Genomic DNA, 25,337 nt, shown 5'->3' on the forward strand with positions numbered 1-25,337 from the left:
GTGTTCCGATGCCCAGAACCTTCTCCAGCGACGGTGCTCGGTCCGCCGGGCGCTCGTTGAACCCTCTTGTGGTGACCCGCCGAGGCAGAATCGCCCGCCTGGAAAGCGGTCTGACCCCACATGAGGCCCAGATCGAAGATTTGGTGTTCCTGCGAAAGACGTTGAACCGGGCCGATATTCCGTACCTGCTGGTCCGCAACCACAAAGACCGGCCGGTTCTTGCGGTCGACATCCAGTTACGCGCCGCCGTCCAGCAGGCATTGGCGGCGGCGTGCATCACCGAGCCGATGTACGCGAAAACCCTTGACGGACAATCACTACCTCCGTTGCTGGTGGCGCACGGACGGCTATCAGCAGCGTCGGATCCGCGTATCGTGCGACTGTACCGGCGCCGGATTGCGCCGGGCGGATTCCGCTACGGCCCGGGTTTCGGCGTCGATCTGCAGTTCTGGGTGTTCGACGAATCGGTGATCCGATGCCCGGTGGAGAACTCGCTGACCCGCACTGTGTTACCCCGGGCCGAGGTCACTCCGGCGACCGTCAAGCTTTACGGCTACAAGTGGCCGACCCTGGAGGGAATGTTCACCCCGCACACCAGCGACGTGACCTTCGACATCGACATGGTCTTCTCCTGGGTCGACGGCAGCGACCCGGAGTTCCGGGCCCGGCGGGCCGCACAGCTGTCCGAACACGTTGTCGGTGAGGGTGACGACGCGGAAGCGCGGATCCGTCAGATCGACGAATTGAAGTTCGCGCTGCGTTCGGTGAACATGTTTGCCCCGTGGATCCGCCGCATCTTCATCGCGACCGATTCGACACCACCGCCGTGGTTGGCCGACCACCCCAAGATCACGATCGTGCCGGCCGTCGAACACTTTTCGGACCCGACCGCGCTGCCGACCTACAACTCACACGCGGTAGAGAGCCAACTGCACCACATCGCTGACCTGAGCGAGCATTTCCTGTACTCCAACGACGACATGTTCTTCGGCCGACCGTTGAAGGCCAGCATGTTCTTCTCGCCCGGTGGGGTCAGCAAGTTCGTGGAAGCCAAGACCCGGATCGGGTTGGGAACCAACGATCCCACCCGCAGCGGTTTCGAGAATGCGGCGCGGGTGAACCGGCGACTGCTCTTCGAGCGGTTCGGACAGCTCACCACACGCCATCTCGAGCACACCGCCGTTCCATTGCGCAAGAGCATACTGCTGGAGATGGAGCGAGAATTCCCGGACGACTTCGCTCGCACCCAGGCCAGCGCATTCCGCTCGGCCACCGATATCTCGGTGACGAATTCCTTCTACCACTACTACGCGTTGCTGACCGGACGCGCTGTTCAGCAGGAGAACGCCAAAGTTCAGTATGTGAACACCACGAGCCGAGCCGGCCTGGATCTACTGCCCGAACTGCGCAAACGCCGCCGGCACCACTTCTTCTGCCTCAACGACAGCAGCTTTCCCGAAGTTTCCGCGGCCGAGCGCGCCGAGCTGGTGATCAGCTTCTTGGAGCGGTACTTCCCGATCCCTGCACCCTGGGAGAACGTCGGTGAGGTCAGTCGGCCGGATTTTGCGTTGCCGTCGACGTCAGCGCCAGTGGAGGGTGCTTGAACAGGGAGTCACGACGCGAGGGTTCGATGAAGATGCCGGCGTCGGCGATGTTGCGCTGCGCCCGGCCGGGGGTGACGAACGTGCCCACGGTGTCGCCGCCGCCGAGCGGAATGACGGAGTGCACAACGGTTTCCGGGTAGATGTGCACCAGGTTGCACCCCTGGGCGCCGTCTCTGCCGCGGGTGCCGCCGGCGGCGACGGTGAGGTCCTGCGTGTAGCAGGTGGCCGAGGCGACCGACACCGGAATCCCGGCGAATGTGGCGTTCGTCGAATAGTGCAGATGCCCGGCCAAGATGGCGCGAACATCCGTGCGCTTGAGCACACGGCCCAGGGGCGCCTGATCACGCAACTCAACGGTGACAGCCATGTCCAGCACGCTGGGAATCGGCGGATGATGCAGCGCCAGGATGGTGCCGTCAGGAGCCGGGTCAGCCAATTCGTCAGCAAGCCAGGCTAATTGAGAAGCACGGATCTCACCGTGGTGGTGCCCGGGCACCGAGGTGTCCAGCGTGATGATGCGCAGACCGTCGATCCTGCGCACCTGGTCCAGCGGCGCCATCGACGGAATCTCGTCCAGCAGCACGCGACGCAGCTCGGCCCGGTTGTCGTGGTTGCCCATCACCCAGATGAGTTCGGCACCCAGCTCGCCCGCCAACGGTTCCACCAGATCGCGGAGCTTGCGGTACGCGGCCGGCTCCCCCTTATCGGCCAGATCGCCGGTGAAGATGATGGCGTCCGGGCGCACCCCGGAGTCATTCAGCTGGCCTAGTAGTTCACCGAGCCGCCCGTCGGCATCGACATCGCCGTAGAGCGGACCGTCCCCACCGATGAGGTGGGTGTCGCTGATGTGCAGGAGAACGTAATCCGGCCGCGGGTGTTCCGCGGCCCTGAGTCTGTGCACCGGCGGTGCCACCCTCCTCGAACTGGGGATTTAACTGAGGATTTAACAAGCCAGTAACAAGTGTAGGACGTCATTGCCGAGATCGCGCGTCATGTGAGCTGTTGCACGTTCGACGCTGCACGGCAACGGCGGCGATTGCGCCGGCTTCGTTGACGGCCAGATGCGCCAGGATCGCCGCCATCAGGCTCCCGCTGCGCTCGGCCAGCCACCCGAACACCCAGCCGGCCAGGCCGGTCACCAACACAACCGGCAGCAGGGGTTCACCCGCGGCACGCGCGTCGGCGATGTGGGACAGACCGAACGCGCTCGCCTGCAACACCCTTCCGGCCACGGGGCCGAAGGCTTTCGCGGTGGTGGTGCCCAGCGCCGCACGAAAGGCAGCCTCCTCGGCCCACACCGTGCCGACGGGTATCTGCCATGCCAGCCAACCCGGCACCGAGGACGGCAGCTCGCGCGCTGACATCGACATCCGCACCCGCGGGACGGGCGTGGTGGCCGCCACCGCGGCCGCCGCCAGGGCTGCTGCCGCCGAACCCAGCCCCAACCCCGTCCAGACCTGCGGTGGGCGAAAACCCAACGGCGCGCGGCACATTACGGCCAGCGCGCCACCGGTACCGGCCTGCGCCGGTACCCGGTATGGGGACGGTAAGCGCGGACTGACGAGGCTCCATCCGATCAGAGCGGCGGCCAACCCCAGTGCGCGAAGCCTCAACCGAAAAATCGCAGGAGCACCGCCTCGGACGTCTTCCGCAATTCGCTCAGCGATACCGTGAACAGGTCCTGGACCTCGATCACATCCGATGCCTGATCGACCACGCCGATGCGGACGGCGGGAAGTCCCCGCGCCTCGCACATGGACCGGAACCGGCTCTCCTCGGTGCGCGGCACCGCCACCAGTACTCGGCCCGCCGATTCGGAGAACAGCGTCACAAAAGGATCGGCACCCTCGGGAAGCACGATGCGGCAACCGGTTTCGCCCGCAATAGCCGATTCGACGATGGACTGGGCCAAACCGCCTTCGGACAAGTCATGGGCGGCGGTGACCAGGCCGTCGCGTGATGCGGCGGCCAGCACCTCGGCCAGCAGCTTCTCGCGTTGCAGGTCAACCACTGGAGGCAGGCCGCCCAAATGGTCGGCGGTCACCTGCGCCCAGACCGACCCGTCGAATTCGTCGTGGGTGTCACCGAGCAACAGCAGGCTTTCTCCGGGCTCGGTGCCGAAACCGGTCGGGATGCGCCGGCTGACGTCGTCGATTACGCCGAGCACTCCGACCACCGGAGTCGGGAGGATTGCCGAGGAGCCGGTCTGGTTATAGAAGCTGACGTTGCCGCCGGTGACCGGAATGCCCAGCGCCGCAGAGCCGTCCGCCAGCCCACGCACCGCCTGTGAGAACTGCCACATCACGCCGGGATCCTCCGGTGAGCCGAAGTTGAGGCAGTTGGTCACGGCGACGGGGGTGGCGCCGGTGACGGCCACGTTGCGATAAGCCTCGGCGAGCGCGAGTTGGGCACCGGTGTAGGGATCCAGTTGGGTGTAACGGCCGGAGGCGTCGGTGGACAAGGCGATACCCCGGCCGGTCGCCTCGTCGATGCGCAGGACCCCGCCGTCCGCGTGTTCGGCCAGCACGGTGTTGCCGCGTACGTAGCGGTCGTACTGCTCGGTGATCAACGCGCGGCTACACAGGTGCGGACTGCCAAGCAGCGCAAGAAGAGTCGCGCGTAACTCGTCCCCGCTGACGGGTCGGGGCAGCTTCTTCGAGGAGTCCGCATTGAGGGCGTCCTGGGTTTCGGGACGGGCGACCGGGCGCTCGTACACCGGGCCCTCGTGGGCCACGGTGCGTGGTGGCACGTCCACGACGGTCTCGCCGTGCCAGGTAATGCGCAGTCGATCCCCGTCGGTGACCTCGCCGATGACGGTCGCCAGCACCTCCCACTTGCGGCATACCGCCATGAACGCGTCGACGTTCTCCGGCGCGACCACCGCACACATCCGCTCCTGCGATTCGCTGCAGAGGATCTCGGCGGGCGTCATCTCCCTGGCGCGCAGCGGCACCGCGTCCAGGTCGATCGCCATGCCGCCGTCCCCAGCGGATGCCAATTCCGATGTGGCGCAGGATAATCCCGCGCCGCCCAGATCCTGGATGCCGATCACCAGGCCAGCGGCGTAGAGCTCGAGGCAGCACTCGATGAGCACCTTCTCCATGAACGGGTCACCGACTTGCACCGACGGCAGCTTCTTGCGCGCGGCGTCTCCGGCGCCATCAGCACTGAAGGTGTCCGAGGCCAGCACCGAGACCCCGCCGATGCCGTCCAGCCCGGTGCGCGCCCCGAACAGGATGATCTTGTTCCCGGCACCGGAGGCGAACGCCAGGTGCAGGTCCTCCTGCCGTAACACGCCGACGCACAACGCATTCACCAGCGGATTGCCGGCGTAGCACGCGTCGAAGACGGTCTCACCGCCGATGTTGGGCAGCCCCAGCGAGTTGCCATAGCCGCTGATGCCGCGGACCACCCCGTCCAGGACGCGGCGGGTGTCGGGCGCGTCGGCGGCGCCGAACCGGAGCTGGTCCATCACCGCCACCGGCCGGGCTCCCATCGCCATGATGTCGCGCACGATGCCGCCGACGCCGGTGGCCGCACCCTGGTAGGGCTCCACATAGGACGGATGGTTGTGTGATTCGACCTTGAAGGTGACCGCCCAGCCGTCGCCGATGTCGACGACGCCCGCGTTCTCGCCGATGCCGGCCAGCATGCCGGTCCGCATCTCGTCGGTGGTGGTCTCACCGAAGTAGCGCAAGTGGACCTTGGAGGACTTATAAGAGCAGTGCTCGCTCCACATGACCGAGTACATGGCCAGCTCGGTGTCGGTCGGGCGACGGTCGAGAATCTCGCGGATCCGCTGGTATTCGTCGTCTTTGAGGCCCAGTTCGTGAAACGGTTGCGGCTGGTCCGGGGTGGCTGCGGCGTGCTCGACGGTGTCTGTCACGGGGGTGTGCGCGCTCGTCACGGACACAGTCTAGGTTCCCGGCGGTGACGAGGCTGACTGCGCCGGAACGGACCAGACCGTTCACCTGACGATCCTGACTGGATTCGTCATGGCAACGCCGCTTATCCACAGTTGGGCGTTTGTCCACAGGTGAGGGCCGCGTGAGCGGCTCAGCGCCCGGGTTCGCAATAGGATTCGAACATGAGTGCGATAACGGCTCCGCGGGATGTGGTTGTCGCCTTTGAGGCACTCGACGCCGCCGTTGCCGGGCTGCGCGAACTCAACGTTGCGGCCCTCGACCCCGTGGTCCGGCTGCGCGCTTTGGAGCGCCTGGAAACCTCGCGCCGCGAGCAAGCCGTCCTCAGCCACGACATTATCGGGAGCGTGGCCGCCCAAGATCCCGCCGACATCGGTGGGCCCGCTGTCCAGGTCATAGCCGACTGGTGCCGCATCACCTACACCGAAGCCCGCCGCCGCATCCGCGACGCCGCCCAACTAGCCCCCCGCACCACCCTGACCGGTCAGGAGCTGCCCCCCGAACTGCCTGCCACCGCCCGGCAATGGCGCGACGGCCTGCTCGATGCCCAGCACCTGCGGGTCATCCAGACCTTCCTCCACGACCTGCCCGCCGACACCCCCACCGCCGTAGTCGAGCACGCCGAACGCTTTCTGGCCTACCAAGCCACCCAACTGCGCCCCGACCAACTGGACAAGGTCGCCAAACGCGCCGCCGTCACGATCAACCCCGACGGGAAGTTCTCCGACCGCGACCGCGCTCGCCAGCGCGGCTTCACCTGGAAACCCCAACGCGCCGACGGCATGAGCGAAGGCACCCTCGTCGCCACGCCCGAACTACGCGCCAACATCGACGCCTGGCTGGCCTGCTTCGCCGCACCCGGCATGTGCAATCCCGCCGACCAAACGCCATGCGTCACGGGCGAACCCAGCGACGAGGCCGCCGGCACCGACATCCGCACCCACGCCCAACGCCAGCACGACGCCCTCAACAGCCTGGTCCGCGGCCAACTCGGCGACCCCAAACTCGGACAACACAACGGCCTACCCGTCACGCTCGTCGTCACCACCACCCTGCAAGAACTCACCACCGCCACCGGCCACGGCATCACCGCCAGCGGCACCGTGATTCCCATGCGCGAGCTCATCCGGGTGGCCAGCCACGCCGTCCACTACCTGGCAGTCTTCGACGACCACTCCAACCGCCCCCTCTACCTGGGGCGCAGCCGCCGCATCGCTTCACCCGACCAGCGCCTCGCCCTGTTCGCGTCCGAACGCGGCTGCACCTTCCCCGGCTGCGACGTACCCGCCGACAAATGCGAAGTCCACCACATCGACGAGTGGGCCACCGGCGGACACACCGACATAGACAAGCTCACCCGGGCCTGCGCCCCTAACCACAAACTCATCGGAAAAGGCTGGACCACAACAAAACTCCCCAACCACCGCACCGCATGGACCCCACCTCATCGCTTCGATCGCGGTGGGCCCCGCACCAACGACTATCACCACCCCGAACGACTCTTTGCGAGCGAAGAGGACCCGTAGCGGGTCTGCTAAGTACCCGCCACGCAGAACTGGTTACCTTCCGGGTCGGCCAGTACCACCCAGCGGAAGTTGTCGCCGACACTGTGCCGTTCGATCTCGCTGGCACCGGCCGCCGTCAGCCTGGCGACTTCGGCCTCCATATCCTGCGCGCCGAAGTCGAGATGGACGCGGTTCTTGCCCGGGGTGGGGTCGTTAACCTTCTGAAACCCCAGCCGCGGCCCTTCGGGCCGTGCCACTGCGATGAATTCGCCCGGCATCAGCTCGTGCGGCGTACCCCCGAAATTCTCGGCCCACCATTTAGCCAGCGTCACCGGGTCGGTGCAGTCGAAGGTGACCATCTCCACATTGAGCAACATAACCCGACCCTATGCCCCAGGCGCGAAAAAGGCCTGCAGAGCCGCAGCATACGCGGCAACGTCGTGCGCACCCATAAGCTCCCGCGCGGAGTGCATGGCCAGCTGGGCGGCGCCCACGTCGACCGTGGGGATACCGGTTCGCGCCGAGGCCATCGGTCCGATCGTCGACCCGCACGGCAGGTCGGCGCGGTGCTCGTAGCGTTGCAACGGCACACCCGCCTGCTCGCAGGCGACGGCGAATGCCGCGGCGGTGCGTCCATCGGTGGCGTACCGCAAGTTCGGGTGGACCTTGAGCACCGGTCCCGCGTTGACCGCGATCTGGTGTCCCGGCTCGTGACGCTCCGGGTAGTTGGGATGCGTCGCGTGTGCCATGTCGGCCGACGCCAACATCGAAGCGGGCAGCAACCGCAGGAAGTCTTCGCGGTTGCCCCCGGCGGCCAGCACGATGCGTTCCAGGACGGTGCCCAGCAGATTGGATTGCGCGCCGTGGTCGGACGTCGAGCCCACCTCTTCATGATCGAAGAGCACCAGAATCGGCAGGCATGCGTGCGGATCGGCAGCCAGCAGTGCTTCCAGTCCCGCGTAACAGCTGGCCTGGTTATCCAGCCGCGGCGCGCTGAGCAGGCTGCCGTCGGCGCCGATTACCGTCGACGTAGTCAAGTCGTGCGTCATCAGGTCCGCCGCCAGCACATCGTCGGCGGCCACTCCCGCCCGCTCGGCGACGCACCCGACAAAGGACTCCGCCGCGCTACCGACGCCCCAGACCGCGTTGAGGTGCCGCTGCGGATCCAGGGCCAGCGACGTGCGGTCCTCGGCGAGATGGATGGCCAATTGCGGAACTCGCAGAATCGGCTCATCGATGCGGACCAGCCGATGGCTCACCCCTCCGCCGTCTCGCATTGACAACCGGCCACTGATCCCCAGATCGCGGTCAAGCCAGGAATTGAGCCACGCCCCGCCGTACGGTTCCAGCGCCACCACCTTCCAGCCGGCCACCGAGCGGTCCGGGTGTTGCTTGACCCGCAGGTTCGGACTGTCCGTGTGGGCGCCGACGATCCGGAATGGCGTCAATGCGGCCGGCGCAGACCAGGCGACCAGGGAGCCGGCGCGCACGGTGAAGTAGCGGCCCGGCTGTTCGGGCCAGCGTTCGAATTCGCTGAGTTCGGTGTATCCGGCATCGAGTAGCCGGGCCGCCGCCGTGGCGCACGCGTGGAACGGCGACGGCGACGCATCGATGAATTCACCCAGGCCGGGGGCGGTGGCCACCATGTAGCCAGGTTAAGCACCGCCCCCCTTCGCAAGGGCGTTAGGGTCATGCCTGTGCCCGCTGTTCAGCCGCAGCCCATTCTGGCGCCGTTGACGCCAGCCGCCATCTTCCTGGTGGCCACCATCGACGAGGGTGGTGAGCAAACGGTCCACGACGCGCTTCCCGACATCTCGGGTCTGGTGCGGGCGATCGGCTTCCGCGACCCGACCAAACGACTGTCAGCGATCACCTCGATCGGCTCCGACGCTTGGGACCGGTTGTTCTCCGGCCCGCGCCCCGCCCAGTTGCATCCCTTCACCGAACTGACGGGTCCGCGCCACACTGCGCCCGCGACGCCCGGCGACCTGCTGTTCCACATCCGGGCCGAGAGCATGGACGTCTGCTTCGAACTGGCCGGCCGCATCGTCAAGGCGATGGGTGCCGCGGTGACCGTGGTCGACGAGGTGCACGGCTTCCGGTTCTTCGACAATCGCGACCTGCTCGGTTTCGTTGACGGCACGGAGAACCCGCAGGGCCCGATTGCGCTCAGCGCCACGATGATTGGCGAGGAGGACCCCGACTTCGCCGGCGCGGGTTACGTGCACGTGCAGAAGTACGTCCACGACATGACGTCCTGGGATTCGCTGTCGGTCACCGAGCAGGAGCGGGTGATCGGGCGAACCAAGCTTGAAGACATCGAACTCGGCGACGACGTCAAGCCGTCCAACTCGCACATCGCGCTCAACGTGATCACCGACGAGAACGGCACCGAGCTGAAGATCGTCCGGCACAACATGCCGTTCGGCGAGGTGGGTAAGGGCGAATACGGTACGTATTTCATCGGGTATTCGCGTACCCCGTCAGTAACCGAGCGCCTGCTGCGCAACATGTTCCTCGGTGATCCGCCCGGCAACACCGACCGCGTCCTCGACTTCTCCACCGCGGTCACCGGCGGGCTGTTCTTTTCCCCCACGGTTGACTTCCTCGATGCTCCACCGGCCTTGCCGCAAACTCCCGCGCCGGTCCCGGCCGCCGCTCCGGCCTCTCATGACGGCTCGCTTTCGATCGGCAGCCTGAAAGGAATCTCCCAATGAACAATCTCTACCGCGACTTGGCGCCGATCACCGAATCCGCCTGGGGGGAAATCGAATTAGAGGCGGCTCGGACATTCAAGCGGCACATCGCCGGCCGCCGGGTCGTGGACGTCAGTGCGCCCGGCGGCCCGGTGACTGCGGCCGTCAGCACCGGCCGCCTGATCGACTTGGAATCGCCTACCGAGGGTGTGATCGCTCACCTGCGCGACAGCCGGCCTCTGGTCCGGCTGCGAGTCCCGTTCACCTTGTCCCGCAACGAGATCGACGACGTCGAGCGCGGCTCCAACGACTCAGACTGGGAGCCGGTGAAGGTGGCCGCCAAGAAGCTGGCGTTCGTGGAGGACCGCGGCATCTTCGAGGGATACGCGCCGGCGTCGATCCAGGGCATCCGCAGTGCCAGCTCCAACCCGCCCCTGACATTGCCGGAGGACCCGCGCGACATCCCCGACGTCATTACCCAGGCCCTGACCGAACTGCGACTGGCCGGCGTCGACGGCCCATACGCGGTGCTGTTGTCCGCCGACGCGTACACCAAGGTGAGTGAAACCACCGAGCACGGGTATCCGATCCTGGAGCACCTGAACCGGCTGGTCGACGGCGACATCATCTGGGCGCCGGCCATCGACGGGGCGTTCGTATTGACCACGCGCGGCGGTGATTTCGACTTGCAACTGGGCACCGACGTGTCGATCGGTTACCTCAGCCACGACGCCGACACCGTGCAGCTCTACCTGCAGGAGACCCTCACGTTCCTGTGCTACACGGCCGAGGCATCGGTCGCGCTCACTCCGCCCAGAGATTCAGCACCATGACGACCTTCAGCGGCTACACGGCCCTGGTCACCGGCGCCACGTCCGGGATCGGCCGCGCCATAGCGCTGCGGCTCGCGCAGCGGGGGGCCGAGGTGGTGGTACACGGGCGCAGTGCGGATCGCGGTGGCGAGGTGGTGCGGCAGATCGAAAGCGGTGGGGGCACGGCACGTTTCGTCGCCGCCGAGCTCAACGATCCCGGCCAGGTGCGACGACTGGCCGCCGAAGCCGGCCACGTCGACATCCTGATCAACAACGCCGGCGTGTTCATCTTTGGCGACACGGTGGACACCGACGACGCCGTCTTCGATGAACACGTGAGCGTCAACATGCGCGCTCCGTACATCCTGGTGCAGGAACTGGCACCGGGCATGGCCGACCGGGGCCGCGGCGCGATCGTCAACATCAGCACACTCGCGGCATCGGCACCGAAGCGCAAAGGCGGCATCTACGGCGCCACCAAGGCTGCCCTGGAACTGCTGACCAAGGTGTGGGCGGACGAATTCGGCGAATCCGGCGTGCGGGTCAACGCCGTGGCGGCCGGCCCCACCGACACTCCGGGAACGGAGGCCACGCCGGGCCTGCTGGAGAAGCTGGCGGGTGTCACCGCATTGCGCCGCATCGCTGACGCCAATGAGATCGCCAGCGCGGTGGTCTTTCTCGTCTCGCCCGAAGCCAGTTACGTCAATGGCTCGATCTTCAACGTCACCGGCGGCGAGACGTCGTTCGCCCGGTAGCTACAGGTCGAGCATCAGGTCGCTCGCGGGGGCGGCAGAGCAGATGAGCACCTCGTCCGGCTCGGGCAACTCAAGAGGTGGCTGGACATAGCTGGTCGTTCCGGCGACGACGCTGGTGACGCACACGTGGCATACCCCGCTGCGGCACGAGAAACGCGTTGACACATCACATGCTTCGGCGATCTCCAGGATGCTCGAGTACCGCGAAGACCAGTTCACCGTCAGCCCGCTTCGTGTGAAGGTGATGGCCGGACCGTCGCCGGGGGCGCCCGGCGGCTGGTGTGGCAGCCGGGCTGCCGCGTTGACCACGCCCGGGTTGATGGCCGGCCGGGCACCGAATACTTCGCTGTGAATATCGGCCGAGTCGAATCCGAGCCCGGTGAGGACGTCGCGCATATCAGCCATGAATGGCGTTGGCCCACAGAGATAGGCGGTGCCGTTGGTCGGCAGGCCCAGTGCGGCGACCGCCCGCCGGTCCAGCCGGCCGTGCGTCTCGGTGTAGAACACGCGCCGAGTCGCATGCGGCATGACGTCGATCAGCTCGTTGACCTCCGCGGCAAACGCCTCGGAGTCTCGATTGCGCGTGGTGTGCAGCCACCAGACGCCCCTGCTAGCGGTCGACAGTGCATGCAGCATCGCCAGCACCGGAGTCGCACCGATACCCGCGGAGATCAACAAGACCGGCTTGTCGTTGTCAATCAGGCAAAAATCGCCCCGGGGAGCGGCGACTTCGAGGATGGCACCCGGCTCGATGTGGCGGTGCAGCCATCGGCTCACCATCCCGTGTTCCTCGCGCTTGACGCTGATGCGGTAATCGGCGGCGCCCGGATCACCGGATAAGGAGTAGCTGCGTACCTGCGGCACCTCGCTGGGGATGCGCACGGTCAGATACTGGCCCGGAAGCGGCCGCGGCAGGGGAGTTCCGTCTTCGGAGGTCAACCAGATCGAAAGGACGACGGGCGTTTCGTGTTGGGTAGCCGTGACTCTCAGTCGGCGAAAACCGCTCGGCACGGTCTCGGCGGAAGTGGTCGCACCGTCGTGTGCGGCCAGCATTTCGGTGAAGGATTGTTGCCATCCGGGGCTCAGCTCGGGGACGTCCACGATCTTGCGTAGCTGCTCGAGGTCGCGATCCGGTAGGTACAGCAGCGCGTCGACGTCGGCCACATTGAGTTCGTGCCGGCCACGGCGAGTCAGCACGATGCCGTCGCCGGCCTGCACGCTGCCCTCCGTGATGACCCGCAGGTAGAAACCTGGGCGACGTTGCGAGACAAGCAGACTGGGAATTCGCGGCTCACCCAGGCGCATGCCGACGCGAAAACAGGTAACGCGCGGCTGGGTGACCTCGAATTCGGCAGCACCGATGCGATAGCGGTCACCGATGCACACCTCGTCGTCGGCAAGCCCGGAAACCGTGAAGTTTTCCCCGAAATGACCGGGCCGCAGGTCATCACGGCCGAGATAGTTCGTCCAGTACTCGTAGGACTCGATCTGATACACCAGTACGGCGCGCTGTTCGCCGCCATGACCACCGAGATCACCCTGACCGTCGCCGTCGAGATTGAGACGGCGCGCCATCACCGGTCCATCGACCGGAGTCTTCCAGATTCCGGTGTAAACGGTCCTGTCATTCCATCGCGCATCTTTGGGCATCCCCACGTTGACCGAAACCAGCTTGCCCATCTGTGCGCCTCCTCGGCCGGCGCCACTTCGTCGGCCGTCAACGACTGAGACTAGTGCCCGCGGCCCCGGTGAACCTGAAATTCTTCGGCAGCTTCGTGTTCGGCACGCCCGGCTGTCCGACGTGCCGCGACAGGACATCGCGCAACAGGTTGCCGACAGCAAGCTGGACGCGAAACCGCCCCGGGTCTTCTCCTTCGATCAGATTCGCCAAGCCCACCGGGTGATGGAGGCCGGGGAAGCCGGGGGCAAGATGGTGGTGGTCATGGATCGCGAATGACGTTGAGGAGGCTGATCAGTGGCCGCACCGCCCGTGCTGGTTTTCGATGTGAACGAGACTCTGATCGATACTCAGTCGTTGGCGCCGTTGTTCGAGGAGCTTTTCGGCGACCGGCGCGTGTTGCGGGAGTGGTTCAACCAGCTCGTCATGTATTCGATGACGGTGACCTTGTCCAACCACTACGTCGACTTCGCCACGCTGGCCGCCGGAGTGCTGCAGATGCTGGCCGACATCCACCACGTACAGGTCAACGACAAGGACGCGCAGCTCCTCACCGCAAGCATGCGGAGCATGCCGGCGTACCCCGACAGCGCCGACGGGCTCACACAACTGCGCGACAAAGGCTTTCGACTCGTCACCCTGACGAACTCCCCCCACCCGCCCGGCGTGCAGACCGCGCTCGAAAACGCCGGGCTCGCAGACTTTTTCGAACGCCGGTTCACCGTCGACGCATGTCGGGCATTCAAGCCCGCACCGTCTGTCTACCGTTACGTGTGCGAGGAACTCAAGGTGGTGCCGGCCGACTGCCTGATGGTCGCATCGCACGTGTGGGATTTGCTGGGCGCCCAGAACGTCGGATTCGGCACGGCGCTGATCACCCGACCTGGCAATGCGCCACTACCGATCGACGCCTTGCCGCAACCCGATCTGATCGCCGGCACTCTGCTTGACCTTGCCCGGCAGCTGCCGCCCACCGCGAAGGGAACCGATTGACCATGCCGGCATACGAATACGACGTTGTGGTGCTCGGCGCCGGCCCGGTCGGACAGAACGCAGCAGACCGGTCCCGGGCCGCGGGGCTGAGCGTCGCGTTGGTCGAACGCGAGCTCGTCGGCGGTGAATGCTCCTATTGGGCCTGCGTCCCGAGCAAGGCGCTACTGCGTCCTGTGCTTGCGATCGCCGACGCCCGTCGAGTGGACGGCGCCCGCGAGGCAGTTACCGGTTCGATCGAACCCGCCGGTGTGTTCGGCCGCCGCGACCGTTATGTGAGCGACTGGGACGATACCGGCCAGGCCGACTGGGTGGACGGCATCGGCGCCACGCTGATCCGCGGGCATGGGCGCTTGGATGGTCCGCGACGAGTGGTCGTCACCGCGTCAAGTGGCAATCAGGTCACGCTGACAGCGCGGCACGCGGTCGTCGTCTGCACCGGCAGCCGCACGCGGCTCCCCGACCTGCCCGGAATCCGTGAGTCCAACCCGTGGACCAATCGGCAGGCCACCGACAGCAGGTCGGTCCCGGACCGGCTCGCGGTGGTCGGTGCAGGCGGTGTCGGCGTCGAAATGGCGACGGCCTGGCGCGGATTGGGCTCGGCGGTAACCCTGTTGGTCAGGGGTCCACGGCTGCTGCCGCGCATGGAGCCGTTCGTCGGCGAGTTCCTGCACCGCGGGCTCGCCGCGGGCGGAGTCGATGTCCGTACCGGGTTGTCGGTGCGGACGCTGCGCCGCCCCGACCCGGACGGTCCGGTGCGTCTGTCACTTGATGACGGCAAGGAGTTGGAGGTGGATGAGATCCTCTTCGCGACCGGGCGCGCACCCAACACCAGTGACATCGGCTTGGAGACAATCGGATTGGCGCCGGGCAGCTGGCTCGACGTCGACGACACCTGCCGGGCGAAGGCCGTCGACGGCGGCTGGCTGTACGCTGCCGGGGACGTCAACCACCGCGCCCTGCTGACCCATCAGGGCAAGTACCAGGCGCGCATCGCCGGTGCCGCCATCGGCCGCCGGGCCGCGGGACGTCCGCTCGACACGACTCCGTGGGGCGAGCACGCCACCACAGCCGATCATTACGCCGTGCCGCAGGCCTTCTTCACCGACCCCGAAGTGGCCGCCGTCGGGTTGACCGCCGAGCAGGCCGCACAGCACGGCCACCGCGCCAAGATCATCGACGTCGAGATCGGCGACGTGGTGACGGGAGCAAAATTGTTCGCCGACGGATACACCGGCAGGGCACGCATGGTGGTCGATGTCGATAGCCGGCACGTACTGGGCGTGACGCTGGTGGGCCCCGGAGTTACCGAACTGCTACATGCGGCCACCATCGCCGTTGCGGGCCAAGTCCCGGTCGAGCGGTTGTGGCACGCCGTGCCGTGTTTCCCTACCATCAGTGAACTGTGGTTGAGACTGCTTGAAGCCTACCGCGATTCGTTTATGGTGATCGTCTGAAAGGAGTCCTGATGGACGGATTCCACCCCGACTTCGACACGACAGACGTCGATGTGCGCCGTAAGCGGGTTCATCACATCCGGGCATCCGACCTCGACTCCGGAACCGCCCAAACGGAAGGGCTCCAACGCTTCGCCGCCATCAGCGGCAAGTCGGTCGGCGCTCAGCAGCTGTGGATGGGCGAGACGTACATCGAGCCCCAAACGGCTTCGGGCAATCATCATCACGGGGAATCCGAGACGGCGATCTATGTGCGAAGCGGCAACCCGGAGTTCGTCTTTCACGACGGCGTGCAAGAAGTGCGGATCAAGACCGAACCGGGTGACTACATCTTCGTCCCGCCGTTCGTGCCCCACCGGGAAGAGAACCCGGACCCGAATACACCGGCCGAGGTGGTTATCGCCCGAAACAGTCAGGAGGCCATCGTGGTGAATCTGCCGGAGCTCTATCCGCTCTGAAAGGCGATCGGTAGACGGCGATCTCCGGGGTCGCCCTCGACATCGCGGCAATTGATCACCACATGGTCGAAGCGTCCGACGACGAAGTCATTGCAGCGCTTGACCTCGAGGTGGTGCTGTTTCATCATCGTCCGGAGCGGTACAAGTTCTCCGTCACACTGCCCCGCACAGTCGCCGCGCCGGGTGTCGGGCTGACTGAAAGTGATTCATAATCAATGCATTCCGACACGCGATTCGGTCTCATCCTGGCTCTGACCGTCAACGGACTGGCGGTGAGCGCTTACCGCGACATGGTCGCCGTCTCGCAGCAGGCCGAACGGTACGGCTTCGATTCGGTGTGGCTGTGCGACCACTTCCTCACGATCAGTCCCGACGACTACGTCAAAGACGCCGGCATCGCCGGCGAACCGAGCGGGGCCGACTCCAGTGCGCCACCCTCCTCACTTCCATTGCTGGAATGCTGGACTGCGCTGAGCGCACTGGCGCGGGACACCACACGCATTCGCCTCGGCACGAGCGTGCTGTGCAATTCCTACCGCCACCCTTCGGTACTGGCGAAGATGGCGGCGACGCTCGATGTCATCTCCGAGGGTCGCCTCGATCTCGGGATGGGCGCCGGGTGGTTCCAGCGTGAGTTCGACGCCTACGGGATTCCATTTCCGACTGTGGGAGAACGGGTTTCGGCGCTGGCCGAGTCACTGGACGTGATGAAGGCGGTGTGGACCGAGCCGAATCCCACCTACCGCGGCCGGTTTTACACCCTGGACGGTGCCATCTGCGATCCGCCTCCGGTGCAACGGCCCCACCCGCCGCTGTGGATCGGCGGTGAAGGCGATCGAGTGCAACGCATCGCCGCCAGGTCCGCCCAGGGCCTGAACGTGCGCTGGTGGTCGCCCGAACAGGTCACCCGACGTCGCGACTTCCTCAACGGGGCCTGCGAGTCGGCGGGCCGTGACCCGCAGACGCTGCGCCTGTCGGTCACGGTGCTGCTGGCGCCGACCGACTCCGCCGAGCAGGAGGCCCGGATCCGCGCCGAATTCGCCTCCATCCCCGAATCGGGACTGATCGTCGGATCGCCCGCGCGCTGTGCCGACCGCATCCGCGGGTACCAAAGCTGCGGCGTCGACCAGTTCCTGTTCACCATTCCCCACGTCGTGCAGTCCGAGTATCTCGATATTGTTGGCAGCGAAATCATTCCGTCGTTCAACGCAGCGTGATGCTCAGCGAATTCTCAACTGATTCTTCGGAATCCCTGGCTTTGACACAAGGGTCCGCATAGCCCGGCGGCGGAACATGAGGCGCATGGGTGAGCCCTTGAGCACAAATCTGATCGAACGTTACCTGTGCACCAGGGCGCGACGGTATTTCCGCGGCCGGCACGACGGCGAGTTCTTCTTCGTCCTCAACACCGAGCTCCGCCTGCACGTCCATCTCGAGATTCCGCCGATGCATCCGGACGTTTTCACGATCCGAGTCACCCCGGCGTGCTTCTTTCCCATCACCGAACAGGCGCGGTTGACGGCGCTAGCCGACGCTTGGAACGAGCAACATCGCGACGTCACCGCGGTTGTGCACGGTTCATCGGACCCGCACCGCATCGGCGTCATGGCCGAACAGTCGCGGTGGATCGGGGAACGGGTCCGCTTCGACGAACTTGCGGCTTTCGCCGACCGCGCCACGGCGGCGGCCATTGACCTCTTCAGCCGAGTGACCGTCGCCGCCGAATTACCGCCCGGGCCGTTGCTGCAAGACGCCAGCTAACCAAGGCGACCGGTAAGCACTCGGTCCGGTCGCGGCTCGCCGCGCGGTCAACATCACCGGTCTAACGCTATGCGGACGAGCTCGGCAGTCCGGTGCTGACCGATGACCCGACGTTCAGCGACGTCCATGACGCGACCGGCAGCGCCGTGCGCCAGCCTCGCAGCGGGCGGGCTCAGGCGGTGAGAACCGTGTCCAGCGCCGAATAGAACAGACCCAGGCCGTCGTCGGATGGACCGGTCAAGGGTTCGACGGCGTGCTCGGGGTGTGGCATCAGGCCCACGACGCGTCCGTTGGCTGAGCTGATGCCGGCGATGTCGTGCTGCGAACCGTTCACGTTGTCGCGGTAGCGGAACACCACCCGGCCGTCGCCCTCCAATTCGTCGAGCACCTGCTTGGGCGCAACATAGCGACCTTCGCCGGACTTCAGCGGTATCAGCAGGTCGGCATCGATCTCGAATCGCGACGTCCATGCCGTCGACGTCGACGCGACGCGCAGCCACACGTCGCGGCAGATGAAATGCAGCCCGACGTTGCGGGTCAGGGCGCCGGGCAGCAGGCCTGCCTCGCAGAGCACCTGGAAACCATTGCAAATGCCCAGCACCGGCATGCCTCGTCCGGCCGCCGCGACCACTTCACCCATCACCGGGGCGAACCTCGCGATCGCACCGGCGCGCAGGTAGTCACCGTAGGAAAACCCACCCGGCACCACGACGGCGTCGACACCCTTGAGGTCGGCATCGGCGTGCCACAGGCTGACCGCCTCCGCACCCACCATGCGTGCTGCCCGGGCCGCATCGACGTCATCGAGGGTGCCCGGGAAGGTGATCACCCCGATTCGTGCCGTCACCGCGGATCCCGGCTGATGGTCCAATCCTCGATCACCGTATTCGCCAGCAGCGATTCCGCGATTTCGGCGAGCTGGGCGTCATCGACGGTTTCATCGACCTCCAACTCAAACCTCTTGCCCTGCCGCACATCTGAGATTCCCGGATGACCCAGCCGCCCCAGAGCACCGACAATCGCCTGCCCCTGCGGGTCGAGAATCTCCGCTTTGGGCATCACATGCACGACCACGCGGGCCACTGCGTTCCTCCTCAGATCTGACGGTCCGCGCCAACTCTACCGACCTCGCCGGCAGCTATGCGACCAGAACCAATCCCTGGCCACCGAGCTCGGTGATGCGCCGGTGCGCGTCTCCGTCCGGGTCCAGGGCGTCGTCGCTCAGGGCTGTCCAAGCGTTGACCTCGAAGGGTCGGCCGGCCAGCGCTGACGCTGCGCGCGCGGCGCGGGCCGCCGTGACGAACTCACCGATGCGAGGATGATCCAGCGCGACGTTCATCGCGTCGCATCGTGCACCGGCGATCCTGGCCAGAGCAACACTGCTGACCCCGAGCAGGACCGGCGGCGGGGGTGAGGGCAACGGGAAACCGGCCCACTTGCCGGCGCGATCAGGGTCCCACTGGGCATCGCACAGGTCGAGCACATCGATCAGGTGCCGGTGCCGCCGCTGGATGGAGTCTTGCAGTGGGATGTCGAGCAGTTCGTGCTCGCGCGACCACCGAGTGCCGGGCGCCGAGCCGGCCCCGAGGCCGAACACGAACCTGCCTCCGCTGATCTCCTGCACCGACGCCGCCGCGGCGACCGCCACTCCCGCCGGCCGGTTGGCCACGTTCACCACCAGGGTGCCGATACCGATCGAGGATGTCGCGGCCGCCAGCGCACCGGCCAGGGTGAAGCACTCCAGCATTCGGCTCCCGGACAACAGCGCGCCGCACAGGTGGTCGAAAACCCACGCTCTGCCGAAGCCGTCAGCCTCAGCCCGCAACACGTGGTCGCGAAGCTGCGGCCAGGGGTGTAGGGCCGCGCTGTACAGAACGTCGAGTTTCACTGTGTCAAAACATGTTTCGGCTACGGGCAGGAGGCGATGTAGGCTTCGCAGAGCGGGGCGGTGACGGCGTCCAGCACGGCGGCGTCCGAGAGCACCGGCCAGGGCACCTGCGGGGTTCCGGCCGACCACAACGTGAGTTCGCTGATCGTGCTGCTAGCCACGTGCGCTACCAGGTAGGTGTGCACGATGATGGGTCCGCTGATCACGGCGGCCATCCGGGCAGGTTCATCGTTGGTGACCAACGGTGACTCCGCGGGCGCTCCCAGCTGACACCCACGCAGCGCGGCCACGGCAGTGCTGAACACCGAAGCGGCGAGAGCGCCGCCGCGGGCGGTGTCCCCACGCCAGTGCACGATCTGGGCCTGCAGCTGCCACTGACCGTCCGGGCGAGCCACCGTGGCATGCGCGGCGACTGCGGAGGTACGGCTGTCCTGCGGGAACACCATGGTGTTGCAGACCTGCTCGAACTTGAACTGCGCTGTGGTGCCCGTAACCGTGGTCGCGAAACCGGCCAGCGCCGGCCAGTTGTAGACCGAGTGCAGAGGAATGGACCGTCGATCGATCCACGCGGAATTCGGGATCTGGTCGCACACCGGCGGGCAGGTCTGCGGATCCGCCTGCGCGGGCGCCGCCGCGATCAGCGCGATCACGAAGCTGCCGGCGACCATCATCGTCGCCAGAAACACCCGCAGCTGCACGGCCTCCATCAAGGCACAATCGTAGACATGCAACTGACGCATTTCGGACATTCCTGTTTACTAGCCGAGTTCGGTCAGACCAAGATTCTTTTTGATCCCGGCACCTTTGCGCACGGTTTCGAGGGATTGACCGGTCTGTCGGCCATTCTGATCACCCACCAGCATCCCGACCATGTCGACGTGTCGCGGCTTCCGGCACTGCTGGAGGCCAACCCCGACGCAGCGTTGTATGCCGACCCGCAGACCAGCGCGCAGCTCGGCGAGCCGTGTCAGTCGGTGCATGTCGGCGACGAGTTGACGGTCGAGCAACTCAGCATCCGAGCCGTAGGCGGACGGCATGCGGTCATTCATCCGGAAATCCCTGTGATAGAGAACATTTCGTTTCTGGTGGGCGACGGCGAACACCGTGCCCGCTTGATGCATCCCGGTGACGCGCTGTTCGTTCCCGAGGAACCGGTCGACGTATTGGCCACTCCCGCCGCGGCACCGTGGATGAAGATCTCGGAGGCTGTCGACTATCTGCGCGCGGTCGCTCCCGTCCGGGCGGTACCGATCCATCAGGGTGTGGTGGCACCCGAGGCGCGGGGTATCTATTACGGCAGGCTCACCGAAATGACCACCACGGACTTCCAAGTGCTGCCGGAGGAAAGCGCAGTCACCTTCTGAGGCAACGCGCGCTGCCCCGCGCGAGCAGACGCAGAATCGCACGATTTGGCATCAAATCATGCGATTCTGCGTCTGCTCGCGGTAGAAAGTCCGCTAGGTGATGTCCTCGGCGATACCGCGGCCCGCTGCGCGGCCGGAGAAGATGCAGCCGCCCAGGAACGTGCCCTCCAAAGCCCGATAGCCGTGCACCCCGCCACCGCCGAACCCGGCGACCTCGCCCGCGGCGTACAGCCCGGTGACCGGAGTGCCGTCAGACTTCAGCACCCGGGAATCCAGGTCGGTTTCGATGCCGCCCAACGTCTTTCGCGTGAGAATGTGCAATTTGACCGCAATGAGCGGACCGGCCTTCGGGTCGGCCAACCGGTGCGGCGCCACCACGCGGCCGAACCGGTCACCGAGATAACCGCGGGCAGCCCGAATCGCGGTGATCTGGCCATCCTTGGTGAATTTGTTGGCCACCTCACGGTCGCGCGAGGTGACCGCGGCTTCCACGGTGTCGTAATTTAACGGCTCCACATCAGGCAGGGCGTTCATCGCCTCGACCAATTCCGGTAGCGAATCGGCGGTGACGAAATCCACCCCGCGGTCGATGAACGCCTGCACCGGTCCCGGCGGGCCCGACCGCGTTCGCGCCCGCAGCAGCTGGCGGACGCTTTGCCCGGTCAGGTCGGGATTCTGCTCCTGACCAGACAGCGCGAGCTCCTTTTCGATGATCCTGGCGTTCAGCACGAACCAGGTGTAGTCGTAGCCGCTGGCGGCGATGTACTCCAGGGTGCCCAGTGTGTCGAAACCGGGGAAAAGCGGTACCGGCAACCGATTTCCCGCGCCGTCCAGCCACAACGACGACGGGCCCGGGATGATCCGGATCCCGTGCTGTGGCCAGATCGGGTCGTAATTGGTGATGCCCTCGGTGTAGTGCCACATCCGGTCGGGGTTGATCACCCGCGCGCCCGCCCTCTGCGCAATCCCGATCATCCTGCCGTCGACGTGGGCCGGCACTCCGCTGAGCAGCTGCCTGGGCGGCCGGCCCATCCGCCGCGGCCAGTTCTTACGCACCAGATCATGGTTACCGCCGATCCCGCCGCTGGATACCAAGACCGCGGAACCACGAAATTCGAACTTGCCCACTGCTTTTCGTGAAGAAGTTACGCCACGCGGATCGTCCGAGGGTTCCAGCACGGTACCGCGGACACCGGTTACCGTGTCGCCCTCGACGATCAAACGATCGACCCGATGACGGTGCGCGAAGCGCACATTCGGCCGGTGCCGCAATTGCCGCGCGAAGATCTCCACCAGCGCCGGTCCGGTCCCCCAGGTGACATGAAACCTCGGCACCGAATTGCCGTGCCCCTGAGCGTCATAGCCGCCACGTTCAGCCCAACCGACCAGCGGAAAGATCTTGAGACCGCGTGCCCGCAGCCAGCTGCGCTTCTCCCCCGCGGCGAAGTCCACGTAGGCGTGTGCCCAATGCTCGGGCCAGTAGTCCTCGGGACGGTCGAAAGCGGCCGTCCCCAGCCAATCCTGCAACGCGAGTTCGTGGCTGTCGCGGATCCCGAGTCGGCGCTGCTCGGGACTGTTGACGAAGAACAGGCCACCGAACGACCAGTAGGCCTGCCCCCCGAAATTGGCGCTGTTCTCCTGATCGACGATGAGGACCCGCAAGCCCCGGTCCACCAGCTCGCAGGCCGCCACCAGCCCTGCCAGTCCGGCTCCGACGACGATCGCGTCAGCGGTGAAGTCGCCTGAACCAGCACTCGCGTCGCTCATGTGGGTACAGGGTAGTGCCCGCCATCGAGACCCACCCGCCCAGCGTCAAGCGGCGTCGAGCAACGCTTTGCCCGACCGCCATCGGTACACCGTCGGCGTGCATTCCTGCAGCAGAGCCAGGTCTACGGCATCCAGCATCGCCTGCCGCGGACCGGGCTTGCGTAGGTGGCGGGCGGCGACGGCGATGCGCACCACGCCGCCGCGCCGCGCGACCCGCTCAGCGGACAGCACGATCATGCGGCACCACCACGGCTCCGCGAGATACCCTTCGCCGATACCGAGCACGCGGGCCCGGACGGTGTCGCGCCGGACCAGGTCGGTCATTCCGTAGGCGTCCGCAAGCAGCCGAAAGCCGTTGTTCGGTAAGGCCTTTACAACGCCCGGGGAGACCAGCCAGCCCGGCGCGGCGAACAACCTGGTGCGCAGGCCGAGATGCTCGAGCACCCGGTCGGCGGCCTTGATCCGCAGGTTTGCCTCGTGCGCGTGCAGTGTGGCGAACTCACCACGACGCTTCTTGGTGGCGGCTTCGTCGTAGCCGTGCAGGACCAGAGCGTCCCCTCGGGCGCGCCGCTCGGTCAGCCAGTCCACCGTGCGCGGGTCGCGGTCGAGCCGATAGTCATTGTTCAGACGCGGCGCCGCGAGCAGCGACACCGGGACCGAACGGGCGTCCATCTGCGCGCAGAAATCAGAGACGTCGGCCAGCGTTTGCTCGCCGATCCCCGAAACCGAGACGATCAGTTTTCCAGACACACTCGCAGTTTGCCGACCACAGGTTTCGAGTCGGTGAAGGACACACGGACAGCAGACGTATATCCGGCCCCTGATCAGGTCGAATAGGCCCCACCCCTTGAGGCGGCGGTCTCAATCGGTTAGATATGCTCAGCAACGCCATGGAAAAGGCGTCACCTGCAGCGGCCGATGCCGCGCTGCCCACAACCTCGCCGGGAAAGTCTGCCAGCCCCGACTATCCCGACAGGCTCGATGCCGCAACGCTCCGTGTCGCCGGGGTGTGCATCCTGGCCTCGGTGATGATGTCAGTGGACACCACCGTCGTCAGCGTCGCGCAACGCACCTTCATCGTGCAATTCGAGACGACACAGAGCGTCGTGGGCTGGACCATGACCGGCTACACCCTGGCGTTGGCCACCGTAATCCCGTTGGCCGGTTGGGCGGCCGACCGCTTCGGGACGAAACGACTGTGGATGGGTTCGGTGGTGGCGTTCATGGTCGGCTCGCTGCTGTGCGCGATCGCACCGAGCATTCTGCTGCTCAACGTATTCCGGGCGGTCCAGGGGATGTGCGGCGGCATGCTGATGCCGCTGGGATTCACGATCCTGGCCAGGGTGTCGGGCCCGAAGCGACTGGGCCGGCTGATGTCGGTGCTGGGCATCCCGATGCTGCTCGGGCCGATCGGAGGTCCGATTCTGGGCGGCTGGCTGATCAACGCCTTCAGCTGGCCGTGGATCTTCCTGATCAACCTGCCGATCGGTTTGTGCGCGTTCTTGCTTGCCCAGTTCGTCTTTCCGCGCGACGAACCCGCCCCCTCGGAGACCTTCGACGCTGTCGGCGTGCTGTTGCTGTCGCCCGGCCTTGCCACCTTCCTCTTTGGGGTGTCTTCCATCCCGGGCCGGGGAACGCTGGCCGACCGCCATGTGCTGATACCGGTGATCATCGGCCTGATGCTGATCGCAGCCTTCGTCGTACATGCATGGCACCGGACGGATCACCCGCTCATCGACCTGCGGCTGTTCAAGATCCCATCGGTCACGCACGCCAACGTGACGGCATTCATCTTCTCGATCGCCTTCTTCGGTTCCATGTTGCTGCTGCCGAGTTATCTACAACAGGTGCTGCATCAGACCCCGATGCAGTCCGGGTTGCACTTGGCCCCCCAGGGATTCGGCGCCATGCTGACCATGCCGTGGGCCGGCGTCTTCATGGACAGAAAGGGCCCCGGGAAGAGCGTGCTGCTCGGCATCTTGCTCATCACGGTGGGATTGGGGTTGTTCACCTTCGGTGTCGCCCGGCAGCTCGAGTACGCACCTGTTCTGCTGATCGGACTGGCCGTCACGGGCATGGGCATGGGCTGCACCATGATGCCGCTGTCCGGAGCTTCGGTGCAGACACTGACCCCTCACGAAATCGCTCGCGGTTCGACGTTGATCAGCGTCAACTTCCAGGTGGGCGGCTCGATCGGAACCGCGCTGATGTCGATGGTGCTGACCAGCCAGTTCAACCGTAGCGAGAACATATCCGCGGCAACCGAACTCGCACGCCACCGCGAGGAAGCCGCGCGGCACGGGGTGCCGATGGACCCGTCGGCGACGGCGCAGCGAACACTGGGACCCGACTTCACCGCCAACCTGCTGCATGACCTGTCGCATGCCTACACCGTGGTGCTGGTCCTTGCGGTTGCATTGGTGGCGACGACGCTCATCCCGGCGGCATTCCTGCCCCGAAGGCCGGCTGTGCATCACGTTGAAATCGATTCCAATTAGCGAATCTCGTCCCTCGTCAATCAGCGGTGGACTTACTCTTTGCGTGTTCTCAACCAACCGATCAAGGGAAGTCATCGCTGTGCAGTACTTATTCATGGCGCCCGAGGTCAGTTCGGCGCTGATGCTGTCAGGTGCCGGCGCGGGACCGCTACTGACCTCAGCCGCTACCTGGGACGATCTG

General features: G+C 65.9%; 26 protein-coding genes and 2 pseudogenes. 15 read left to right on the top strand and 13 right to left on the bottom strand.

The genetic code is table 11. The annotated features are described in order from the left end of the window. The first annotated feature begins 8 nt into the window (after positions 1 to 8). Entirely contained in the window at positions 9 to 1,604 is a 1,596-nt protein-coding gene (locus tag ACX9NE_RS25675; protein ID WP_459364473.1) for a stealth family protein, read from the top strand. On the opposite strand, the gene ACX9NE_RS25680 is transcribed toward ACX9NE_RS25675, so the two are convergent. The 3 genes from ACX9NE_RS25680 to purL form a co-directional block, all read right to left on the bottom strand. Next, a complete protein-coding gene (locus tag ACX9NE_RS25680) occupies positions 1,549 to 2,505 on the bottom strand; it encodes a phosphodiesterase (protein ID WP_459364472.1) in 957 nt (318 codons plus the stop codon). The genes ACX9NE_RS25675 and ACX9NE_RS25680 overlap by 56 nt on opposite strands. Before the next feature lie 70 nt (positions 2,506 to 2,575). Continuing rightward, positions 2,576 to 3,217, bottom strand: coding sequence for an Rv0804 family intramembrane glutamic endopeptidase (locus ACX9NE_RS25685; RefSeq protein WP_459364471.1), 642 nt, complete (start codon positions 3,215 to 3,217; stop codon positions 2,576 to 2,578). After that, positions 3,214 to 5,490 (bottom strand): phosphoribosylformylglycinamidine synthase subunit PurL, encoded by a 2,277-nt coding sequence (purL, locus tag ACX9NE_RS25690; protein ID WP_459364504.1) that lies wholly within the window; start codon positions 5,488 to 5,490, stop codon positions 3,214 to 3,216. Before purL ends, ACX9NE_RS25685 begins: the two co-directional genes overlap by 4 nt. Before the next feature lie 201 nt (positions 5,491 to 5,691). Here purL and ACX9NE_RS25695 point away from each other — a divergent pair, with 201 nt between their 5' ends. Continuing rightward, entirely contained in the window at positions 5,692 to 7,053 is a 1,362-nt protein-coding gene (locus tag ACX9NE_RS25695; protein ID WP_459364470.1) for an HNH endonuclease signature motif containing protein, read from the top strand. 8 nt (positions 7,054 to 7,061) lie between these two features. On the opposite strand, the gene ACX9NE_RS25700 is transcribed toward ACX9NE_RS25695, so the two are convergent. Continuing rightward, positions 7,062 to 7,409: a VOC family protein gene (locus ACX9NE_RS25700; protein WP_459364469.1), complete on the bottom strand. Its 348-nt coding sequence runs from the start codon at positions 7,407 to 7,409 to the stop codon at positions 7,062 to 7,064. 9 nt (positions 7,410 to 7,418) lie between these two features. Beyond that, the gene (locus ACX9NE_RS25705) at positions 7,419 to 8,678 is read right to left on the bottom strand and encodes a M18 family aminopeptidase (RefSeq protein ID WP_459364468.1); all 1,260 of its coding nucleotides are present in this window, start codon (positions 8,676 to 8,678) and stop codon (positions 7,419 to 7,421) included. 45 nt (positions 8,679 to 8,723) lie between these two features. Between ACX9NE_RS25705 and ACX9NE_RS25710 the strand changes: the two genes are divergently transcribed. Genes ACX9NE_RS25710 through ACX9NE_RS25720 form a run of 3 tightly spaced genes read left to right on the top strand, consistent with a single transcriptional unit; the run spans position 8,724 to position 11,295 of the window. After that, entirely contained in the window at positions 8,724 to 9,749 is a 1,026-nt protein-coding gene (locus ACX9NE_RS25710) for a Dyp-type peroxidase (protein ID WP_459364467.1), read from the top strand. After that, positions 9,746 to 10,561, top strand: a complete 816-nt coding sequence (locus ACX9NE_RS25715; protein ID WP_459364466.1) for a family 1 encapsulin nanocompartment shell protein — start codon at positions 9,746 to 9,748, stop codon at positions 10,559 to 10,561. Before ACX9NE_RS25710 ends, ACX9NE_RS25715 begins: the two co-directional genes overlap by 4 nt. Continuing rightward, positions 10,558 to 11,295, top strand: coding sequence for an SDR family NAD(P)-dependent oxidoreductase (locus ACX9NE_RS25720; protein WP_459364465.1), 738 nt, complete (start codon positions 10,558 to 10,560; stop codon positions 11,293 to 11,295). Before ACX9NE_RS25715 ends, ACX9NE_RS25720 begins: the two co-directional genes overlap by 4 nt. On the opposite strand, the gene ACX9NE_RS25725 is transcribed toward ACX9NE_RS25720, so the two are convergent. Further along, the gene (locus ACX9NE_RS25725) at positions 11,296 to 12,975 is read right to left on the bottom strand and encodes an MOSC domain-containing protein (protein WP_459364464.1); all 1,680 of its coding nucleotides are present in this window, start codon (positions 12,973 to 12,975) and stop codon (positions 11,296 to 11,298) included. Between the two features lie 59 nt (positions 12,976 to 13,034). Between ACX9NE_RS25725 and ACX9NE_RS25730 the strand changes: the two are divergent. The 4 genes and pseudogenes from ACX9NE_RS25730 to ACX9NE_RS25745 form a co-directional block, all read left to right on the top strand. Beyond that, a pseudogene (locus ACX9NE_RS25730) lies at positions 13,035 to 13,252 on the top strand (zinc-binding dehydrogenase); the annotation flags it as partial. Positions 13,253 to 13,270: 18 nt separating this feature from the next. Beyond that, the gene (locus ACX9NE_RS25735) at positions 13,271 to 13,966 is read left to right on the top strand and encodes a haloacid dehalogenase type II (RefSeq protein ID WP_459364463.1); all 696 of its coding nucleotides are present in this window, start codon (positions 13,271 to 13,273) and stop codon (positions 13,964 to 13,966) included. Positions 13,967 to 13,968: 2 nt separating this feature from the next. Beyond that, positions 13,969 to 15,420 carry a dihydrolipoyl dehydrogenase family protein gene (locus tag ACX9NE_RS25740; RefSeq protein ID WP_459364503.1) on the top strand — a complete coding sequence of 484 codons (1,452 nt, stop codon included), beginning with the start codon at positions 13,969 to 13,971 and terminating at the stop codon, positions 15,418 to 15,420. An 11-nt stretch (positions 15,421 to 15,431) separates the two neighbouring features. Then, positions 15,432 to 15,878 carry a cupin domain-containing protein gene (locus tag ACX9NE_RS25745; protein WP_459364462.1) on the top strand — a complete coding sequence of 149 codons (447 nt, stop codon included), beginning with the start codon at positions 15,432 to 15,434 and terminating at the stop codon, positions 15,876 to 15,878. Here the strand turns inward: ACX9NE_RS25745 and ACX9NE_RS25750 are convergent. Next, positions 15,866 to 16,006 (bottom strand): hypothetical protein, encoded by a 141-nt coding sequence (locus ACX9NE_RS25750; RefSeq protein WP_459370846.1) that lies wholly within the window; start codon positions 16,004 to 16,006, stop codon positions 15,866 to 15,868. The genes ACX9NE_RS25745 and ACX9NE_RS25750 overlap by 13 nt on opposite strands. Here ACX9NE_RS25750 and ACX9NE_RS25755 point away from each other — a divergent pair. The 3 genes and pseudogenes from ACX9NE_RS25755 to ACX9NE_RS25765 form a co-directional block, all read left to right on the top strand. After that, a pseudogene (locus tag ACX9NE_RS25755) lies at positions 15,983 to 16,090 on the top strand (GntR family transcriptional regulator); the annotation flags it as partial. The gene ACX9NE_RS25750 and the pseudogene ACX9NE_RS25755 sit on opposite strands and share 24 nt — an antisense overlap. A gap of 3 nt (positions 16,091 to 16,093) precedes the next feature. Then, entirely contained in the window at positions 16,094 to 17,095 is a 1,002-nt protein-coding gene (locus tag ACX9NE_RS25760) for an LLM class flavin-dependent oxidoreductase (protein ID WP_459364461.1), read from the top strand. An 85-nt stretch (positions 17,096 to 17,180) separates the two neighbouring features. Further along, positions 17,181 to 17,639 carry an immunoglobulin domain-containing family protein gene (locus tag ACX9NE_RS25765; RefSeq protein WP_459364460.1) on the top strand — a complete coding sequence of 153 codons (459 nt, stop codon included), beginning with the start codon at positions 17,181 to 17,183 and terminating at the stop codon, positions 17,637 to 17,639. A gap of 172 nt (positions 17,640 to 17,811) precedes the next feature. On the opposite strand, the gene purQ is transcribed toward ACX9NE_RS25765, so the two are convergent. Genes purQ through ACX9NE_RS25785 form a run of 4 tightly spaced genes read right to left on the bottom strand, consistent with a single transcriptional unit; the run spans position 17,812 to position 20,276 of the window. After that, positions 17,812 to 18,486, bottom strand: a complete 675-nt coding sequence (purQ, locus tag ACX9NE_RS25770; protein ID WP_459364459.1) for a phosphoribosylformylglycinamidine synthase subunit PurQ — start codon at positions 18,484 to 18,486, stop codon at positions 17,812 to 17,814. Beyond that, complete coding sequence (gene purS / locus ACX9NE_RS25775) at positions 18,483 to 18,722, bottom strand: phosphoribosylformylglycinamidine synthase subunit PurS (protein ID WP_459364458.1); 240 nt, start codon at positions 18,720 to 18,722, stop codon at positions 18,483 to 18,485. The genes purQ and purS overlap by 4 nt, the downstream gene beginning before the upstream one ends. Positions 18,723 to 18,777: 55 nt before the next feature. Beyond that, positions 18,778 to 19,527: an LLM class flavin-dependent oxidoreductase gene (locus ACX9NE_RS25780; protein WP_459364457.1), complete on the bottom strand. Its 750-nt coding sequence runs from the start codon at positions 19,525 to 19,527 to the stop codon at positions 18,778 to 18,780. 20 nt (positions 19,528 to 19,547) lie between these two features. Further along, positions 19,548 to 20,276, bottom strand: a complete 729-nt coding sequence (locus ACX9NE_RS25785) for an ATPase (protein ID WP_459364456.1) — start codon at positions 20,274 to 20,276, stop codon at positions 19,548 to 19,550. Here ACX9NE_RS25785 and ACX9NE_RS25790 point away from each other — a divergent pair. Further along, positions 20,253 to 20,891, top strand: a complete 639-nt coding sequence (locus ACX9NE_RS25790) for an MBL fold metallo-hydrolase (RefSeq protein ID WP_459364455.1) — start codon at positions 20,253 to 20,255, stop codon at positions 20,889 to 20,891. The genes ACX9NE_RS25785 and ACX9NE_RS25790 overlap by 24 nt on opposite strands. Before the next feature lie 93 nt (positions 20,892 to 20,984). Here ACX9NE_RS25790 and ACX9NE_RS25795 read toward each other — a convergent pair whose 3' ends face one another. Continuing rightward, positions 20,985 to 22,658 (bottom strand): FAD-binding dehydrogenase, encoded by a 1,674-nt coding sequence (locus ACX9NE_RS25795; protein WP_459364454.1) that lies wholly within the window; start codon positions 22,656 to 22,658, stop codon positions 20,985 to 20,987. A 45-nt stretch (positions 22,659 to 22,703) separates the two neighbouring features. Further along, positions 22,704 to 23,408 (bottom strand): DUF2334 domain-containing protein, encoded by a 705-nt coding sequence (locus ACX9NE_RS25800; RefSeq protein WP_459364453.1) that lies wholly within the window; start codon positions 23,406 to 23,408, stop codon positions 22,704 to 22,706. A 125-nt stretch (positions 23,409 to 23,533) separates the two neighbouring features. On the opposite strand from ACX9NE_RS25800, the gene ACX9NE_RS25805 reads away from it, so the two are divergent. Further along, a complete protein-coding gene (locus ACX9NE_RS25805; RefSeq protein ID WP_459364452.1) occupies positions 23,534 to 25,156 on the top strand; it encodes a DHA2 family efflux MFS transporter permease subunit in 1,623 nt (540 codons plus the stop codon). Between the two features lie 94 nt (positions 25,157 to 25,250). Continuing rightward, positions 25,251 to 25,337: PPE domain-containing protein (locus ACX9NE_RS25810; protein WP_459370845.1), on the top strand; the 87-nt coding region annotated here is incomplete at its 3' end.

The sequence above is a fragment of the Mycobacterium sp. ML4 genome (genome assembly GCF_054515735.1).

Coding starts and splice junctions, on each gene's coding strand:
- ACX9NE_RS25675 (WP_459364473.1), top strand. CDS start 9: ATGCCCAGAACCTTCTCCAGCGACGGTGCTCGGTCCGCCGGGCGCTCG.
- ACX9NE_RS25695 (WP_459364470.1), top strand. CDS start 5,692: ATGAGTGCGATAACGGCTCCGCGGGATGTGGTTGTCGCCTTTGAGGCA.
- ACX9NE_RS25700 (WP_459364469.1), bottom strand. CDS start 7,409: ATGTTGCTCAATGTGGAGATGGTCACCTTCGACTGCACCGACCCGGTG.
- ACX9NE_RS25705 (WP_459364468.1), bottom strand. CDS start 8,678: ATGGTGGCCACCGCCCCCGGCCTGGGTGAATTCATCGATGCGTCGCCG.
- ACX9NE_RS25710 (WP_459364467.1), top strand. CDS start 8,724: ATGCCTGTGCCCGCTGTTCAGCCGCAGCCCATTCTGGCGCCGTTGACG.
- ACX9NE_RS25715 (WP_459364466.1), top strand. CDS start 9,746: ATGAACAATCTCTACCGCGACTTGGCGCCGATCACCGAATCCGCCTGG.
- ACX9NE_RS25720 (WP_459364465.1), top strand. CDS start 10,558: ATGACGACCTTCAGCGGCTACACGGCCCTGGTCACCGGCGCCACGTCC.
- ACX9NE_RS25725 (WP_459364464.1), bottom strand. CDS start 12,975: ATGGGCAAGCTGGTTTCGGTCAACGTGGGGATGCCCAAAGATGCGCGA.
- ACX9NE_RS25740 (WP_459364503.1), top strand. CDS start 13,969: ATGCCGGCATACGAATACGACGTTGTGGTGCTCGGCGCCGGCCCGGTC.
- ACX9NE_RS25745 (WP_459364462.1), top strand. CDS start 15,432: ATGGACGGATTCCACCCCGACTTCGACACGACAGACGTCGATGTGCGC.
- ACX9NE_RS25750 (WP_459370846.1), bottom strand. CDS start 16,006: ATGATGAAACAGCACCACCTCGAGGTCAAGCGCTGCAATGACTTCGTC.
- ACX9NE_RS25760 (WP_459364461.1), top strand. CDS start 16,094: ATGCATTCCGACACGCGATTCGGTCTCATCCTGGCTCTGACCGTCAAC.
- ACX9NE_RS25765 (WP_459364460.1), top strand. CDS start 17,181: ATGGGTGAGCCCTTGAGCACAAATCTGATCGAACGTTACCTGTGCACC.
- ACX9NE_RS25790 (WP_459364455.1), top strand. CDS start 20,253: ATGCAACTGACGCATTTCGGACATTCCTGTTTACTAGCCGAGTTCGGT.
- ACX9NE_RS25785 (WP_459364456.1), bottom strand. CDS start 20,276: ATGTCCGAAATGCGTCAGTTGCATGTCTACGATTGTGCCTTGATGGAG.
- ACX9NE_RS25795 (WP_459364454.1), bottom strand. CDS start 22,658: ATGAGCGACGCGAGTGCTGGTTCAGGCGACTTCACCGCTGACGCGATC.
- ACX9NE_RS25805 (WP_459364452.1), top strand. CDS start 23,534: ATGCTCAGCAACGCCATGGAAAAGGCGTCACCTGCAGCGGCCGATGCC.